Source organism: Streptomyces sp. NBC_01320, assembly GCF_035974375.1.
GTDB classification, from domain to species: domain Bacteria; phylum Actinomycetota; class Actinomycetes; order Streptomycetales; family Streptomycetaceae; genus Streptomyces; species Streptomyces yanii.
The window spans coordinates 10914993-10931844 of the sequence record NZ_CP108390.1 but is presented as its reverse complement, the minus strand read 5'-3'; the positions used below and the strand labels follow the sequence as shown (position 1 = coordinate 10931844).

Annotated in this window: 13 protein-coding genes and 2 pseudogenes; 10 read left to right on the top strand and 5 right to left on the bottom strand. The window is 67.8% G+C overall.

Annotation, left to right across the window (positions count from 1 at the left end; all coding sequences use genetic code 11):
• The first annotated feature begins 283 nt into the window (after window positions 1-283).
• Complete coding sequence (locus tag OG395_RS50030) at window positions 284-436, top strand: hypothetical protein (RefSeq protein WP_376344783.1); 153 nt, start codon at window positions 284-286, stop codon at window positions 434-436.
• Here OG395_RS50030 and OG395_RS50025 read toward each other — a convergent pair.
• A pseudogene (locus OG395_RS50025) lies at window positions 399-686 on the bottom strand (hypothetical protein); the annotation flags it as partial. The gene OG395_RS50030 and the pseudogene OG395_RS50025 overlap by 38 nt on opposite strands.
• Before the next feature lie 450 nt (window positions 687-1136).
• Here OG395_RS50025 and ctaD point away from each other — a divergent pair.
• Together ctaD and OG395_RS50015 are read left to right on the top strand one after the other, a co-directional pair.
• Entirely contained in the window at window positions 1137-2795 is a 1659-nt protein-coding gene (gene ctaD / locus OG395_RS50020) for an aa3-type cytochrome oxidase subunit I (RefSeq protein ID WP_442818807.1), read from the top strand.
• A gap of 43 nt (window positions 2796-2838) precedes the next feature.
• The gene (locus tag OG395_RS50015; RefSeq protein WP_327248833.1) at window positions 2839-3192 is read left to right on the top strand and encodes a hypothetical protein; all 354 of its coding nucleotides are present in this window, start codon (window positions 2839-2841) and stop codon (window positions 3190-3192) included.
• Between the two features lie 16 nt (window positions 3193-3208).
• Here OG395_RS50015 and OG395_RS50010 read toward each other — a convergent pair whose 3' ends face one another.
• Both OG395_RS50010 and OG395_RS50005 read right to left on the bottom strand, forming a co-directional pair.
• Entirely contained in the window at window positions 3209-3751 is a 543-nt protein-coding gene (locus OG395_RS50010; protein WP_327248832.1) for a MarR family winged helix-turn-helix transcriptional regulator, read from the bottom strand.
• A 139-nt stretch (window positions 3752-3890) separates the two neighbouring features.
• Complete coding sequence (locus OG395_RS50005; protein WP_327248831.1) at window positions 3891-4853, bottom strand: SDR family NAD(P)-dependent oxidoreductase; 963 nt, start codon at window positions 4851-4853, stop codon at window positions 3891-3893.
• Between the two features lie 160 nt (window positions 4854-5013).
• On the opposite strand from OG395_RS50005, the gene OG395_RS50000 reads away from it, so the two are divergent.
• From OG395_RS50000 to fumC, 5 genes are all read left to right on the top strand, one after another.
• Complete coding sequence (locus OG395_RS50000; RefSeq protein WP_327248830.1) at window positions 5014-5598, top strand: TetR/AcrR family transcriptional regulator; 585 nt, start codon at window positions 5014-5016, stop codon at window positions 5596-5598.
• Between the two features lie 457 nt (window positions 5599-6055).
• Window positions 6056-6232, top strand: coding sequence for a hypothetical protein (locus OG395_RS49995; RefSeq protein ID WP_327248829.1), 177 nt, complete (start codon window positions 6056-6058; stop codon window positions 6230-6232).
• Entirely contained in the window at window positions 6220-6552 is a 333-nt protein-coding gene (locus OG395_RS49990) for a SpoIIE family protein phosphatase (protein WP_327248828.1), read from the top strand. Before OG395_RS49995 ends, OG395_RS49990 begins: the two co-directional genes overlap by 13 nt.
• Window positions 6553-6916: 364 nt before the next feature.
• Window positions 6917-8590: an NAD-dependent malic enzyme gene (locus OG395_RS49985; protein WP_327248827.1), complete on the top strand. Its 1674-nt coding sequence runs from the start codon at window positions 6917-6919 to the stop codon at window positions 8588-8590.
• A complete protein-coding gene (fumC, locus tag OG395_RS49980) occupies window positions 8587-10068 on the top strand; it encodes a class II fumarate hydratase (RefSeq protein WP_327248826.1) in 1482 nt (493 codons plus the stop codon). The genes OG395_RS49985 and fumC overlap by 4 nt, the downstream gene beginning before the upstream one ends.
• A 34-nt stretch (window positions 10069-10102) precedes the next feature.
• Here the strand turns inward: fumC and OG395_RS58755 are convergent.
• Window positions 10103-10751 (bottom strand): annotated as a pseudogene (locus OG395_RS58755) (zinc ribbon domain-containing protein); the annotation flags it as partial.
• A gap of 285 nt (window positions 10752-11036) precedes the next feature.
• Here OG395_RS58755 and OG395_RS49965 point away from each other — a divergent pair.
• Both OG395_RS49965 and OG395_RS49960 read left to right on the top strand, forming a co-directional pair.
• Window positions 11037-12104 carry a magnesium and cobalt transport protein CorA gene (locus OG395_RS49965; protein WP_327248824.1) on the top strand — a complete coding sequence of 356 codons (1068 nt, stop codon included), beginning with the start codon at window positions 11037-11039 and terminating at the stop codon, window positions 12102-12104.
• Window positions 12105-12478: 374 nt separating this feature from the next.
• Entirely contained in the window at window positions 12479-13384 is a 906-nt protein-coding gene (locus OG395_RS49960; protein WP_327248823.1) for a YceI family protein, read from the top strand.
• 176 nt (window positions 13385-13560) lie between these two features.
• On the opposite strand, the gene OG395_RS49955 is transcribed toward OG395_RS49960, so the two are convergent.
• Complete coding sequence (locus tag OG395_RS49955; protein WP_327248822.1) at window positions 13561-15864, bottom strand: FUSC family protein; 2304 nt, start codon at window positions 15862-15864, stop codon at window positions 13561-13563.
• Window positions 15865-16852: the final 988 nt, after the last annotated feature.

Genomic DNA, 16852 nt, shown 5'->3' with positions numbered 1-16852 from the left:
AGAGTGAGCGGCTATCCGGCCGTTGCTGCCGGTGCCGGGCTGGATGCGCGGCCGGGAAGGGAACCGACAGCCGCGGCTACGACGACGGCAAGCAGATCAACGGCCAGCAAGCGGCATGTCGAGGTCGACACGCTCGGCCTGCTGCTGGGCGTGATGGTCACCGCAGCGGACACCGGCGACCGCACTGCCGCCCAGGTCCCGCTGCGGCAAGCGCCGACGCGCACCACCTGCTGGCCCTGGTCTGGGGGATGGCGGCTGCACCGGCAGCCTCGTCGAGTGCTGCATGGCCACGCTCGCGCTGGTCCTGGCGATCGTCAAGTGTAGCGACGACCAGAAGGGGTTCGCGGTGCTGCCCAGGCGGTGGATCGTCGAGCGGTTCTTCGCCCACCTGATGCGCACCCGCCGCCTGGCGCGGCCACGCCCGCAGCCGGCGTGAACCGGCCCGGCGGCTGCTCGGCCGGCCAGTCGCGCGCGACCAGGCGCTTCGCCTTCGACCGCAGCGCCTCCACCCGCGCCGGCACCACGTCCATGCCGAACACTGTGGCTATCTCCTTGCAGGTCATCGGCCCTTGATGGAGCCGGGCCCGGACCGCGAGCACCTGCAGGATGCGCTGGTAGTCCACCGACAGCACCGACCGGGCCAGCCCCTCACGCCACATCGGCACCTGCGACTTCGGCTTCGCCGCGGAACTTTACGACCCCGGACCACTGCTTTCCCCGAGCAACACCACGGTGGCATCCTCGCTCAACCCGTCCACCACAGGCCCTGTAACCAGGCTGAGCGCATGTCGGCGGCGACACCTGGCTCCCGGCGACGCGCGCCCGGAACTGCCCGCCGCCGATCGGACCACCCATGCGGCGGATCCGCCGTCCCGGGCCGGTATGCCAAGGGCGTCCGCCCCTTCGGCGGGCAGAGAACATCAGCTCGCGCATCGCCAATCTCAACGCCTGGCCGACGATCCGCGGCGCTCAGCTCTGGCGCACACACGACCCCTGCATTTATTTCTCTCGCGAGCGAGATATTCTGTTCCAAGGTCGGACGGCGGCGCGCAAACGCCGCATGCCCGAGCGCATCGCACGTATGGAGGATTGCCGTGACCCTGCCCGCTCCATCACCGCCCGTCCCGCCGACAACAATTCTTCCGCGGCGGCACCGCTCTCCCGGGCGCCTTGTAGTCGAGTGGTTGACCAGCACGGATCACAAGCGGATCGGGACGCTCTATCTGGTCACCTCGTTCGCGTTCTTCTGCCTCGGCGGCCTCATGGCACTGCTGATGCGCGCCGAACTGGCCCGTCCAGGCACGCAGATCATGTCGAACGAGCAGTTCAACCAGGCATTCACGATGCACGGCACCATCATGCTGTTCATGTTCGCGACGCCGATCTTCTCCGGTTTCGCGAACTGGATCATGCCGCTGCAGATCGGCGCACCCGACGTGGCGTTCCCCCGACTGAACATGCTGGCCTACTGGCTATACCTGTTCGGATCACTGATCGCCGTCGGTGGCTTTCTCACCCCGCAAGGCGCAGCGAGCTTCGGCTGGTTCGCCTACAGCCCGCTCTCGGACGCGGTCCACTCGCCGGGCGCCGGCGGCGACATGTGGATCATGGGGCTGGCGCTCCAGGGTTTCGGTACCATCCTGGGCGCCGTCAACTTCATCACGACCATCATCTGCATGCGGTCACCCGGCATGACCATGTTCCGCATGCCCATCTTCACCTGGAACGTCTTGCTGACCAGCGTGCTGGTCCTGCTGGCGTTCCCGGTCCTGGCGGCCGCACTGTTGGCGCTGGAGTTCGACCGGAAGTTCGGCGCCCACATCTTTGACCCTGTCAACGGCGGCGCTCTGCTGTGGCAGCACCTCTTCTGGTTCTTCGGCCATCCCGAGGTGTACATCCTTACCCTGCCGTTCTTCGGCATCATCAGCGAAGTCGTCCCGGTCTTCTCCCGCAAGCCCATATTCGGCTACATGGGCCTGATCAGCGCGACCATCGCGATCGCCGGCCTCTCGGTGACGGTGTGGGCGCACCACATGTACGCCACCGGCGGGGTGCTGCTGCCGTTCTTCTCCTTCATGACGATGCTGATCGCCGTCCCGACCGGTGTGAAATTCTTCAACTGGATCGGCACCATGTGGAAGGGCTCGCTCAGCTTCGAGACTCCGATGCTGTGGGCGATGGGCTTCATGATCACCTTCCTGTTCGGCGGGCTGACCGGCGTGATCCTGGCGTCGCCGCCGCTCGACTTCCACGTAACGGACTCCTACTTCGTCGTGGCGCACTTCCACTACGTCGTGTTCGGCACCGTGGTGTTCGCAATGTTCTCCGGCTTCCACTTCTGGTGGCCGAAGTTCACCGGCAAGATGCTCGATGAACGCCTCGGCAAGATCACCTTCTGGGCCCTGTTCATCGGCTTCCACAGCACCTTCCTGGTCCAGCACTGGCTGGGCTCCGAGGGCATGCCGCGCCGGTACGCGGACTACCTCGCGGCCGACGGCTTCACCGCCTTGAACACCATCTCGACCATCGGATCATTCCTGCTCGGCCTTTCGATCCTGCCGTTCTTCTACAACATCTGGAAGACGGCCAAGTACGGCAAGCCGGTCGGCGTCAACGATCCGTGGGGCTGGGGTCGTTCGCTCGAGTGGGCAACGTCCTGCCCGCCGCCGCGGCACAACTTCCTCACGCTGCCGCGCATCCGCAGCGAGTCGCCCGCCTTCGACCTTCACCACCCCGGCATCACCGTCGGCGAGGACGCCGGGGACAACCCGATAGCCTCCCGCGGCCAGGGCTGATCCGCACCAACCGCCGCCTTCATCACGTACTCAGGAGTCGTCCATGGACGCCAGTTACGAAGCGGCCCTCGGGCTGCATCAGATCGAGGGCTTTCTCAACCAGGAAGCCAACCGCCGCGAGGCACACCGCAGGGCCCGGGACTTCGCCTGGGAGCTGCCCGGCCTCACCACCGATCAGCGACTGGTGATCGAGGAGGCCTACGCGCACAAGGACGTGGAGAACGCGCGCCGAGTCGCCCAGCACATCGCGGACCGCATCGGCCAGGTCGAGGCTCAGTACGAGGCCCGTCACCGCAGTTTTGCCCGGAACACGGCTGTCGCGATGGGTGTTGTCACGATGGGGCTGATCGGCCTCTGCATCGCGGTGATCCTGGGCACGGCAGCCGGCTCTGCCTGACGCCGCACGACTGAGGTCAGCAGGCGTCCTGCTCAAGGGAGGCGAGTATTTTGCGCAGTGCGTCCGCCATCACGGTGCGTTCTTCCGGTTCGAGAACGGACAGAATGTCACGTTCCAGGCTGAAGTGCTGTTCCACCATGCGGTCGAAAGTCGCTCGCCTCTCCTCCGTCAAGCCCACCAGCGTGCTTCTGCCGTCGACGGGAGAGGCGCCACGGGCGATCCATCCCTCCCGTTCCAGCCGGTTGAGCCGCCCGGTCAGTCCGGCCGAGGACACCACCAGCGCCTGGCGCAACTGGCCGGGCGTCAGAGCGTAGGGAGGGCCGCTGCGGCGGAGCGTCTGCAAGAGGTCGAAGTCGCCCACGTTCGCGAGGGGCACGCCGGCCGAGCGGCGCAGCCGGGTCGCGAACAGCTCCTCCAGAAGCCGAGCCGCGCGCAGCAAACGCGCCACGACCTCACTGGACGTCACGTTGAGCTCGGGCCACTCGTTCTGCCACTCGGCCAGCATCGCGTCCACGCTGTCGGCGCCGTCCGCGGCCCTGATGTCGTCATCTTCGTCCATTGCGGGACCAGGATAGCGGCACGGTGGCCGAGGGCCGCCGGTGGCGGGCTTGCGAGTCCGTGCGGCGAGCAGGCGTAGGACGTGGTCGGGGGACGCCCGGCTCGGCGGTGCTGGTGGGGTGGGCGTGGGCGTGCGGCCGTCACGCGGCCGTAGCACCGGCGCCCGCGAGCATGTCGAGGGAGATCTGCCACAGGCGGGACGCGTTCTGGGGGTCTACGGAGTGGGTGGCCACTCCCCGGCGCACACCGGGCCGGTGCGGGCCGGCCTCGTTGCAGTCCTCGAAGTACCGGCCGGATACGCCCTCGACCAGCGGGGAGGCGGCGAGCAGCACCGAGGTCGCGGCACCCTGCTCGACGTTCTTCCAGGACACGTCGGTGCTGGCGGCGTCGAACGAGGCCGGACTGTTGGAGATGTCTCCGATGTGGCGGCCGAGCCGGGTGCTGGTGATGCGCCCCGGGTTGAGGGCGTTGACGGCGATCAGGTCGGGCGCCCATCGGCGGGCCGCCTCGACCGCGAACAGGACGTTGGCGGTCTTGGACTGGCTGTAGGCCGCCCACGGGTCGTATGGGTGCTGCTCAAAGTTGATGTCGTCGAAGAGTACGTCGCCGTTGACGTGGCCGACCGAGCTGACGGCGACCACGCGCGCGCCGCGGGCTGCTGCCAGGGCGCTGTGCAGACCGGTGGCGAGGGCGAAGTGGCCGAGGTGGTTGGTGGCGAACTGCATTTCCCAGCCCTCCTTCGTCCGCTCCAGCGGCGAAGCCATCACGCCGGCGTTGAGTACCAGGATGTGCAGCGGCCCCCGCCACGCCTCCACGAAGGCGCCTACCGAGGTCTGGTCGGCGAGGTCAAGCATCTCGGCGCGCACCGTTCCCGGGCCGCTTGCTGGGGCAATCTCCTCGGCGGCCTGTGAGGCCGAGGCCAGGTCGCGGACGCCGATGGTGACTTCGGCGCCGGCAGCGGCCAGGACACGTGCGGTTTCGCGTCCGATGCCGGAGGCTCCCCCGGTGACGATGACACGCCGGCCGCTGACGTCGATACCGGCCAGCACCTCGGCCGCGGTCGTCTGCGCACCGAACGGGGTCGGGACGAGGTTGTCGGTCATGAGTTTCTCCAGCAAGACGGTGGAACGGGGTGACGAGTGCGTGGCCGGTGGCGCGCAGGCAGCGGGCCGTCTTACCCTCACATCCGGAACTGGTTCCGGTTCGGGTTCGAGAGTAAGCGGAACCAGTTCCGCTTACAAGCTGACAGGAAGGGAGTCGTGAGTGACCGGCCACGAGGGGGACACGGTGCGGCAGCGCAAGCCCCTGCGCGCGGACGCGCAACGTAACGAGGACCGGCTGCTGGAGGCAGCTGCGGCCGCCTTCGCCCGCGAGGGAGCGGGTGCCTCGGTCAAGAACATCGCCCGCACGGCCGGCGTCGGCGTCGGCACGCTCTATCGCCGGTTCCCGTCCAAGGAACTGCTGATCGAGGCGATCTACCGACAAGAAGTGCAGCGCCTGTGCGAGGCGGCACCGCGCCTCACGGCCACAGAGCCACCGGTGGACGCGCTGCGGATCTGGATGGAGCGCTTCATCGACTTCATGGCCGCCAAGCAGGGCATGGCCGACGCGCTGGCCGTGGTGCTGACCGACGACAGCGAGAAGCTGCACACCCGGGCCCTGCTCGCCGACGCCATCACCCACCTACTCGCCGCCGTGGAGGGCCAGGCACCGGCGCGGCCAGGGATCAATGCCCGGGACGTGCTCATGGCCCTCGGCGGGATCAGCCTGATGGCCGCAAGCGAGGAACGGCGCGATCTGGCGACCAGACTCATCGACCTCCTCCTGCACGGCATCGTGACGAGCTGACGCGACCAGGCGGCCTCCCCGCATCGCGAGATCGCACCGTCGGCCCCATTCACGGCCACGGCCGTTGCAGTCGTTCCGCAACCGTCCACCGGGTCCTGGTGCGCAACGGTCTGTTCGATCCGGGGGTGCGCAGGCGGCACAGGTCGGATGCGGTGGTAAGGGATCCAGCAACTGGTGAGCACGTGGTGTGGGTGCACCTGTTGGACTCGGGAAACGACCTGGGCAGCCTGCTGATCCCGTACCGGTTGGCGGCCTCGTCCACGGACCTCGGTCTGTGCATGTATTCACCGCACGCGCACCAGCTGGAATGGCTGGGTGGCGCATCCGCCCTCTCAGCGCTTTGCCCCGAGGCCTCGGCATCTCTTCCGCTCTGGGTGGTGCGGCGAGTCCACCCAGATGACCGACAGGCCCTGCGACGGCTCATTCGCTGGGCGCCCCCCAGTCCCGCTGGATCAAGTTGCGGTTCTTCACCGAGCGCAATGACCGGCACGCTCTGATGTGCCAGGCCTACCGGATCCGGCTGGGCTTCGGCGGCCCCGAGCGGATCTTCGAACTGATCCGCGACGACACCGAGCCGAAGACCCGCGCGACGGATGGGCCACCGGTGCCGGCGCCGCCCACGTGCCAGTGCTGAGCGCGCGCAAGGACGGCAGCCACAGCACCGGCGAGCGGCCGGGCGGGCCGGTTCTGGGAGTCGTGCCCGGCACGGACTACGCAGAGGAGACCTTCACCCTGGACGAGGACAGCGCGCTGGTCATGGTCACCGACGGCGTGGTCGAAGGGCCGGGCCTGACGTTGGAGGAACGACTGGAGCGAGCCGGCCCACTGGTCGGCGCGGCCCTCCGCGACGGACTGAACGCCGAGGAGACAGCTGACCGCACCCTCGACGCCACGGTCGCAATAATCCACCTGGACGACGTGGCCGTGGAGGTCATCCGACGCATCGACGAGTGAAGTCGCGCAGACCGTCGGCTAGTAGTTAGCCTGAACTCATACCGTGGCATCGATGAGGCGTCTAACGCGAAGTGCGTGGTGGACCCGCCGGGCGGTGCTGTTGCGAGCGAGCGCAGCACTGGGACGCCGGCGTCACACCTGCACACTCCCCAGGACCCCGGGCCGCTCCGACCTTCACAGGTTCCGATCGAGGTCGCATTCTCGCTGACCCTTGCGGCGATGTTCGTGGCTGCTGTCTGCGTGGTGGGCATGGCACTACAGCGTCCCCGGCACCCTTCGACCTGCCGGTGGCCGTGGCATGGAGTGTGCCCGCGTGATCATCCCGGCCAAAGCGCATACGGCATTCGCACAGAGGGAGATTCTCATGACCGAGAGCCACGCGCGGACTCCGGAAACCCCCAGCGTTCTTGTAGATCCGCTACGTAACCATGGTGTGGCCTTCACCCAGGAGGAACGGGATGCCCTCGGTCTTACCGGGCGCCTGCCTTCCGGGGTGCTCACGCTCGAGCGGCAGGCTCAGCGTGCCTACCAACAGATGCAGGTTCAGGGCAACGACCTGGCCAAGAACGTGTATCTGGAACAGCTGCATGACCGCAACGAAACCCTGTACTTCAAGGTTCTCGCCGAGCACCTCGCCGAACTGCTGCCGGTTGTGTACGACCCCACGGTGGGCGAGGCGATCGAGAAGTACTCCCACGAGTACCGGCGCCCGCGCGGCATCTTCCTGTCCATCGACCGGCCTGACGACATGGAGAAGGCCTTCGCCACGCTTCACGTCGGGCCCGAGGACGTCGACCTGATCGTGTGCACCGACGCGGAGGAGATCCTGGGCATCGGCGACTGGGGTGTGGGTGGGATCCAGATCTCGGTCGGGAAGCTGGCCGTGTACACGGCGGCCGCCGGCATCGACCCGCGGCGCGTCGTTCCCGTGTCGTTGGATGTGGGCACCGACCGCAAGTCACTGCTGGACGACCCGCTGTACCTGGGCAACCGGCACCCCCGCGTCCGCGGCACCGACTACGACGCGTTCATAGAGAAGTACCTGGAGACTACATCGTCCATGTTCCCGAACGCATTGCTGCACTTCGAGGACTTCGGTCCCAGCAATGCGCGACGGATCCTGGAGCAGTACGGCGGCCGCTACCGGATCTTCAACGACGACATGCAGGGGACCGGCGCCATCACGCTTGCTGCCGCGCTGTCGGCCGTGAAAGTGAGCGGTGTGCGGATGCGGGACCAGAAGCTGGTCGTCTTCGGCGCCGGGACCGCCGGGGTGGGCATCGCCGACCAGTTGCGCGACGCCATGATCCGCGACGGCGCGGATCCGGAGCAGGCCGCCGCACAAGTGTGGCTGATCGACAAACAGGGGCTGCTCACCCGAGACATGACCGACCTGCGCGACTTCCAGCAGCGCTACGCACGTGATCCGGCCGAGGCCGCAGACTGGGCGCGACGCGATGGCGCGATCTCACTGCTGGAAACGGTTCGCCAGGTCAAGCCGACGATCCTGCTCGGCACTTCCACCGTGCATGGCGCGTTCACGCGCGAGGTCGTCGAGGCCATGTCCGAGGGTACCGAGCGGCCGATCATCTTCCCGATCTCCAACCCCACCTCCCGGATCGAGGCCATGCCCGCCGACGTCATCGCCTGGTCCAGGGGAAAGGCGCTCGTCGCGACCGGCATCCCCGTCCCACCCGTGGAATACGACGGCGTGACCTACCAGATCGGGCAGGCCAACAACGCGCTGCTGTACCCGGGCTTGGGCCTGGGCACCATCGTCTCCGGTGCATCCCAGGTGACCGCGGGCATGCTGCTCGCGGCCGCACAGGCGGTCGCGGACCAGGTCGACCCATCGGGGCCGGGCGCGTCCCTGCTGCCGCCCGTGGACAATCTTCGGGAGTCCTCGGCGATCACTGCGACTGCGGTGGTCAAGGCGGCACTCGAGGACGGCGTGGCCACCTCCAAGCCGATCGAGACCGCAGAGGCTGTCCGGGAGGCCATGTGGCAGCCGGTCCACACCGACGGAGCCGCAGCATGAACACGCGACACCCCGCCGCCGACCGGGCCGGATCGGCCGGTCAGGGCGAAGCCCCGAAGATCCTCGACATCCCCATCGGACTGCACGCGACCGGCTTCCGGCGGGAGACCGACTCCATGGGAGCCATTGGCGTCCCCGCGGACCACTACTGGGGCGCCCAGACACAACGCTCCCTGATCCACTTCTCCATCGGGGACGACCGCATGCCCAAAGCGGTCTACCACGCCTACGGATACGTCAAGAAGGCCGCCGCCGTCGTCAATGGGCGCGCCGGACGCCTGCCGGCCTGGAAGGCCGACCTGATCCAGCGTGTGGCCGACGAAGTCATCGCGGGCAAGCTGGACGAGCATTTCCCGCTGTACGTGTGGCAGACAGGCTCCGGGACCCAGTCCAACATGAACACCAACGAGGTGATCGGCAACCGCGCCATCCAACTGGTCGGCGCAGAACTGGGCAGCAAATCCCCCATCCACCCCAACGACCACGTCAACATGGGGCAGTCCTCCAACGACACCTTCCCCACCGCCATGCACATCGCCGCGGTCAAGGAGATCCACGAGCACCTGCTGCCCAGCGTCCAGGCGCTGCAGCATGCCATCGAGACCAAGGCACACCAATGGCACGACGTGGTGAAGATCGGCCGCACCCACCTGGAGGACGCCGTCCCGCTCACCGTGGGGCAGGAATGGTCCGGCTACGCCCACCAGTTGCAACAAGCCATCGACCGGGTCACCGGGTCCGCCGAGGGCCTGTACGAGCTCGCGATGGGCGGCACCGCGGTCGGGACCGGACTCAATGCTCCACCCCGATTCGGCGAGCAGGTGGCAGCTGAGATCGCTGCCATGACCGGCTACCCATTCACCACTGCCGAGAACAAGTTCGCGGCCCAGGGCGGTTTGGACGCCGTGGCCGGCGCCTCCGCCGGGTTGAGGGCGCTGGCCGTACCGTTGATGAAGATCGCCAACGACATCCGCTGGCTGGCCTCCGGACCTCGTTGCGGCCTTGACGAACTCATCCTCCCGGCGAACGAGCCCGGCTCCTCGATCATGCCAGGCAAGGTCAACCCGACCCAGTGCGAGGCGATGGTCATGGTCTGCATCCAGGTGCTGTCCGAGGACGAGGCCATCGCCTTCGCCGGCACACAGGGCAACTTCGAGCTCAACGCCATGCGCCCCGTCATCATCAACAACTTCCTGCACGCGGCGACCATCCTCGCCGACGCCTGCACCAAGATGCGCGAATACTGCATCGAGGGCGCGCAGCTCAACCGGGACCAGATCGACAGCTACGTCGACCGGTCCCTCATGCTGGTCACCGCACTCTCGCCCGTGATCGGCTACGACAAGGCCTCCGCGATCGCACACAAGGCCAACGACGAGGACACCACCCTGCGCGCAGCAGCGCTGGCCTCTGGCTACATCAGTGCCGAGGACTTCGACCGCGTCGTCCAACCCGCCGCCATGGTCGGTCAGACTTGAAGTGCTCTCCCGGCTGAAGCCAGGAAATGCCTGCTCACCTTGCGGCAGCGGGCTTGACGCGCTTCGCGCGCCTGACGACTGCCCTCCCGGCAGCCGCGACGAGCGCGAGGCCCATCCGGTACAGGTGCAAGATGTTCCGGGCCGCATTGTGGTCGGCGTTGCCCGACCAGCCGCAGTCCGGGATCTTGCACACGAACACAGCCTGGCTCTGCCGGTTGCCGGGCGTGGTGAAGCCGCACGCTGAGCAGCGTTGGGAGGTGCCGTGCTTCTCGCAGCTCCTCTCGGTGATGAAGTCGAGGTCTTCGATGCCGATCCCGGCGACCCCGGCCCGCGCCGCCCAATTGATCAGGCGGGTCAGCGCGTGGCGGAACCGTGACCGGCGGTCCCGGACAGGTCGTAGGGGAAGCGGTGCGGGTCACCGACCGGGTTACCGTGCCGGTCGAGCCGGTAGGCGGCGAAGTGGTCGGCGTTGGTGTCGACACCGACCATGCCCCGGGCGCCGGCAGTCTCCAACGGGACAGTCCGGACGGCGGGGCGCTGCCAGGATGCGGTGAGGTACCAGCGGCTACGGTTCACGTCGAGGTGGATGCGGTAGGCGACGGCCCGATTCGCGGTGATGCGGTCGGCCCACTCCACCCCCGGTACACGAACGCCACGGTAGCCGTGAGGGTGTACCGGCCATGCCGGCCCGGGCAGCGCATTCAGCGGCGCCGAGCAGATTGCCTCCGGGAGTCTGCGCGCGGGAGGGGCCAACGATGACCAGGCTTCCTCCGGGCGACCGGTGCCGGCGGAAGCGGGTGCGAACAGCAAAGTGCCTGCTCCGTCCCCCGATGCCGGTCTCCGGGCCGGGCGTGAGGACATTCCGGACGAGTCGGAGGAGGATCTATTGCTGTGAGGCCTGTACGGCGCGCTACGCCGCCGGGGGGGCAAGAGGTGGCGCACGTCGGCTGGACGCAAGGAGGAAGGCCATGATCGTCGACTGCGCACACTACCGCGACGGGCGCCGGCAGCACGAGGGTGCGATGTCGCTGGAGCAGGCGGCCGCGCACTGCGCGCAGGGCGGATTTGTCTGGCTGGGCATCTTCGAACCCGGTCCTGAGGAACTGACCAGGGTGCGCGAGAACTTCGGACTGCACGAACTCGCCGTCGAGGACGCCCGGACATTCCACCTGCGGCCGAAGGCCGAGAAGTACGAGGACGGCACCGAGCTGATCATCCTGCGCACGGCACGCTACGACGACGAGCGCGAGGAGATCGACACCGGCGAGATCAGCATCTTCCTCGCCGAACACTTCGTGATCACCGTTCGCCAGGGCATCGCGAGCGAGCTGCACGGTGCCCGAAGCCGGCTCGAACGCCGCCCCGAATTGCTACGGACCGGCAGCACCTCAACTCTGTGGGCGATCCTCGACCAGGTCGTCGACAGCTACGCGCCAGTCGTTGCGGAACTCGAACGCGACATCGAGCAGATCGAGGCCACGGTGTTCTCCGGGGCGGTCGCCCCGACCGAACGGATCTACTCCCTGCGCCGTGAGGCCACTGACTTCTACCGTGCCGTGCACCCGCTGCTCGCCGTGCTCGCCCGGCGGCTGCAGCCCGACAAGTCACCGACCGAGCTCCTGCCGTACTTCCGCGACGTGCACGACCACCTGCTGCTGGTCAACGAGGAGGTCTCCGCCCAACGCGACCTCTTGACCACCGTCCTGGAAGCAAACATCGCGGTGATCTCCGTCGAGCAGAACAAGATCAATCTTCGGCAGAGCGCCACGATGGAGCGGCTCACGATCATCGCGACCGTATTTCTCCCGCTGTCTTTCGTGGTCGGCTTCTTCGGGCAGAACTTCGAATGGCTGGTCGGGCACATCAGCAGCTTCACAGCGTTCCTCGCCCTCAGCGTCGGCGGCCTGCTGCTGCCGTGCCTCATGCTGTACGTCTGGCTGCGCCGGCGTCGCCACCCCACACCGTCGATGCCGGAGGTGAGCAACGTCGCCCCCGCACCCTACGGCAGCCTCCACGGAGTGAGGACGCACCAGTGAGCGCCGCCACCGTGGACGACCGTCGGCGGCCGCTCGCGCCCGGGCGACGCGGCCTCGCGTAGCCCGGCTGGGACATCGACAGGCCAAATTCGCACTCGTTCGCGAACCGTGCGGCCCGGGGTCCGTATGAAACGGATACGCAGTTGCCGAGTAGGGATCGCGTGCAATCTACACTCTGCCGACTGTCCGATTCGGAACGTTCCAGACCAGTCCGCGGCGGCCAACCGCCTTGCCTTGGTGTCCGACGCGCACGATCCGCATACGCAGGTGGTACGGACCGTTACCGGTCCGTATCGCGGGCGCACGGTGTAGAGGGCACGTAAACCCTGTCAAGGTGAGGGTCGTTTTTCGGACAGACGACGGAAGGCTCGGGCATGTTCACCTTGCCGTGGCGGCGAACCAGAGACATCAGCAGCGGAACAACGGCGCGCGAAGGGTTGCCACTACCCGAGGGAGCGGGCCGGGCCGAGTGCCAGGTGGTGGACCCGGTGGGACTGCCGATGCAGGCGACGGTCACCGTGCTGGACCGGGCGGGACAACCCGTGACGGAGGGCGGCACCGACGCGTACGGTCTGTTCACCGCGGCTATACCGCCCGGCGATTACCAACTGTCGGTGGTCTGCGAAGGTTTCCAGCCGCACCGGGTACCTGTCCAGGTGTTCCCAGGTGCCAGAGCCTCGGCCGGGGTGATCGGCCTGGTCGCCGCCCCACTGCCGCCGGCCCCGGCCCGGGGCCGCTGGGACATCGATCCGCATCACAGCGCGGTCCGGTTCATCGCCCGGCATATCGGACTGGCCGAGATCCACGGCCGATTCAACCGCTTCTCCGGCAGCCTGTGGATCGCCGAGCGTATGCGGGACTCCCAGATCGAGGTCTACATCGAGTCGGACAGCATTGACACCGGCGTCCGTATGCGCGACAACCACCTGCGCTCATCGGACTTCCTCGACGTCGCTGCCTACCCGTATCTGCGCTTCAGCGGCGGCGACTTCGTGCACCGCGGCAGCTCCCGCTGGAGCGTGACGGGGGTGCTGGAACTGCACGGCGTCTCCCGCACGGTGAAGCTGGACACCACCTATCTCGGACTGGGCACCGGAATGGAGGGCGAGCCGCGCGCGGCGTGCAGGGCGGTCACGGAACTGCACCGCGAGGACTTCACCCTCACCTGGCAGAAGATGCTCGCCCACGGCATCGCCGCCATCGGCGCCACCATCCGCATCGAGCTGGACATCCAGGCCGTCCAGACAGCACAAGCAGGCAGTACGCCCCAGGCCACCTGAGGACCAAGGGTGCCGAAGCGGATCACTCCGAGATCGGGCTTCCGACGGAGACCGGGAAGGCCGAGGGCACGAAGCTGAAGCGGGTGGTGGATCGGGACTTGCGGGACGAGGCGACCCCGGACTGTTCGCCCCGGCCTCGCCGAGGCCAGAAGGTCGGCTGCGGCAGCCGGCCCCGGCTACGCGCGCCCGCCCCGAGACGACGCCCGGTCGGGTGTCGCGACAGACACCCCGAGGGGGCGGGCCAGACCGATCAACCCTTCGTCCAGGCGCTGCAGATGCCGCAAGACACGGTCCGTGACACGATCGTGCCGGGGCGTGCCGGGCGTGTCCGTCTCCAGCATGGAGGCCAGGCTCGCGCCCGTCTCCACCACGCCGTCGCTGTCGTCGTCCTCGACACGCGCGACGAGGACGTCGATGTTGTGGGCGATGCGCCGACCTGCCCCCTTCAGGAGGGGATCCGCAGCAACGCTCTTGCAGTTCGGGAGGAGTTCGGCCGTCGCCGCCAGCGAACGCGCGTGGTAGGCGCACGTCTCCAGCAGCGCCACTACGTAGCGAGCGGTCTGGCGGCGGGTCCGCAGCGGAGTGATCGGGTGGGTCAACGGCTGTGTGGAGGACCGCAGATTCTCCAGTGCCGTATCGAGCTCCCGGGCCATGTCCAGCAGATCGCGCGCGGGCCCGCCGCTCAACTGCTCCACCGCGGCATCGCTGACGACACCGAGCCGGGTCAGCACCGTGCCGAGGAGTTCGTCGGTACGGCGATCAGTGTGCACCGGCAGGATCACAGCCGCCGCGATCACGCCGCAGGCGGCGCCGAGCGCGGTCTCCTCGATGCGCAGAACAAGCACCGCGGAACTGTAGGTGTTGAGCAGGGTGTACAGCAGTCCCAGTGCCGCCGTGACGAAGAAGGACATCAGCGCGTACGACAGCGGCGCGGTGAAGAACATGGCGAAGACGAACACCAGCACGAGTACGAACGCCGTCCAGGTGTGGTGGCCCACCAGGCCCGCCAGGCCTGCACCGGCGACAACGCCAAGAACCGTGCCCAGCAGCCGACGGTAGCCTTTGACCAGGATCTCCCCGGTGGACGCCGTGTTCAGGAAGACGACCCAGCAGGTCAGCACCGCCCAGTACCAGCGCTGACTGGAGAGGAACTCCCCGCCCACGATGGCCAGCGCCGAACCCACCGACACCTGGACTGCGGCACGCGTCGTGGGACGCTCCAGTCCCTTGCGGACATCCTCGACAGGCTCGGTCTCCTCGGCCCGCGCCATGGCGACGTCCTCGGCATCCAGTTCCTCACGGGAACGCGTCGTCGCAGGCGTGTCGTCGGACTCGTCCTGGGGCCCGTCGAGAGCCAGCCGCAGGCCCATGACACCGCGCGCCGCCTCCCCGATGCCGCGGAAGACGTCCTGGACGGGGACCGAGGTGCGCGGCAGATTCTCCTCGTCCCGATAGCCGAGCAGCCGGTTGCGCAGATGGGCCACCGCGGCGCCGCGATTGTTCGAGGCCGGGCGGGCCACGAGCAGGCGCAACGCGTTGAGATCACGTCGCAACGTCGCGGTGATGTCGTCCTGTGTCCGCAGTCGGTTGCCGGGCGCCGGCGCGGGCGCGTGCGGCAGATGAAGCGTGAGCGTGTCGGCGCGTTCGGAGCTGCGCGCGGTGAGGATGAGTACGCCGAGCCGCTCGGCGGCGATCTCGGCGTCGGCGACACGGCGCTGGACGAGCAAGGCGGTGGCGCTGTCGCTGGTGCCCTCCTCCAGCCGCCCCTGGATCATCATCGCGCTCTGATGGAGGCGCGCGGTGTGCTGGCGTACGTCCTCCAGCGCCTTCTCCACGTGGTCCGGCCCGGCGACGAGCAACTCGATCTGGGCGGATACCAACTGGGCGAAGCGGGCGCGGAATGCCTCGCGCAGTCGCAGCAGAATGCGTTCGGGCGTCTCAACAACCAGGCCGAACCGCACGACCGCGCTGCAGACGAACGCGACGACCAGTGTTCCGCACAGCTCCGGCAGCGCAGAGACCGCGGCCCTGACGAACAGGGACACAAAATAGATCTGAAACCCGATGAGCCCCAGGGCCGTACCGCGATCACCGAACCGACGGCTGTAGACCGCGGCAAAGATCAAGGCGAGGAAGACGAGGTCGCCCGCGACGACCTGGGTGCTCAACAGTGCTCCCAGTGACATCGCCACGAGGGCCACGGGCAGGCCGAGCGCGAGCGTGATGGCCTGTTCGCGCCGTTGCTTCTCCTTGATGGCGAAGGTCGCGACCATGGCTGAGATGGCACCGGCCACCATGTGGCTCACATCGGCCTTGAGCAGCGCCAGGACCGCGAGCGTGAGCGCGATGGCGCCGACTGTCCGCAGGCCGGCCATCAGCCGCAACAGTCCGGGGTCGGAGGCCGAGAACCGGTCCCAGATCCTAGTCCGGCTCGCCCGTGCCACTGGCCTCACCCTGCCGCTTTCCCCGCTCGCCACCATAAACCGGAAGTTCCAGCATGGCACGCGTCAACCCCCGCCCTGGCCCCGCCGTCCCGAGGGAGTGATCAAGCGGTTGTACGTACATGCCGGACCAGAACGGCTGGAGCGCGACACACGGCCCGGTCACCCTGATCACCATCGTGGTCCTTGTGATGATCACCAACCAGGTGGGGAAGCCAGGAGTGAACCGCCCGGGATTGGTATGGACTCGGTCGTGAGGTTCGGCCCTGACCTGGGCCCGGCAGCGGCTGCGCGCCAAGCCGTTGCAGATACTGTTCGAGCGGCGCTGCGGCACGCTGGTCACGACGGCGACCTCGGGCGCGTTCGCGGTCGGGCTTCGGCTGGTCGCCTGGGACGGCGCCGCGCTGGACGTCCGCGACACCCCGGCCAATGCACGTGAGTTCGGGTTCACAGGCAAAGGCGGCGTCGATCAGAGCGGACACCCGCAGGTAACGTCTGATGGCGCTGACCGAGTGCGGGACCCATGCCCTGGTCGACGAGGCCTTCGACGCCGTGGCCACGTTCAGCGAGCAGCGGCTAGCCGTCAACTACTGGCTTCTCTGCGCCCGGAAATGCTGGTGCTGGCCGACCGTAACTTCTCCGGGTACGAACCGTGCGGCCTGGCCGGGGCTACCGGCGCCCACCTGGCCTGGCGGGTCACCGGCCGTGGTGGGCGGCACACGGCCGCAGCCGCATCCCAGCGGCAACGCACCCCAGCACGAACCATGCATACATCCGACCTATCTTCGAACTTCTTCGAATGGATGCCCATACACTCCGCTCTGGGTGCTGATACTGACACCCTTGGATCCGACTCATGAAGCCGTTTCACCGCACCACTCCCTGGGCTCCACTGCCTAATTGGCGGATCGTCGGCCCGACGGGAGGAAAGTCCAAGGGGCTCCACAGCTCTGTCCATGGTCCGATGAATCGTCACATCTCAGACTGACCCTCACGCTTGGACCGCATCCCACCCGCAGGAGGGAAC